General features: G+C 71.6%; 1 protein-coding gene. It reads left to right on the top strand.

Annotated elements, in window-relative coordinates; translation table 11 throughout:
* A partial coding sequence (locus QWY28_RS23875; protein WP_300955384.1) for a hypothetical protein occupies nt 1-236 on the top strand: 236 nt, incomplete at both ends.

Below are 236 nucleotides of genomic sequence, written 5' to 3'. Positions count from 1 at the left end.
ATGCCGGCGCGCACGGTGGTCATCGAGAAGCTCAGCAAGTGGAACGGCGAGACCCACGCCGACATCACTCCGGGGGAGTACACCCAGCTGACCGGCCGCGCCGGCCGTCGCGGCCGCGACGTCGAGGGCCACGGCGTCGTCATGTGGCAGCCGGGCATGAACCCCCGCGAGCTGGCCGGCCTGGCCTCGACCCGCACCTACCCGCTCCGCTCGTCGTTCCGCCCGTCGTACAACAT

The organism is Nocardioides oceani (genome assembly GCF_030412965.1).
Classification (GTDB): Bacteria; Actinomycetota; Actinomycetes; order Propionibacteriales; family Nocardioidaceae; genus Nocardioides; species Nocardioides oceani.
Note: the sequence above shows the minus strand (reverse complement) of the source record. Positions and strands in the feature narration are given on the sequence as shown.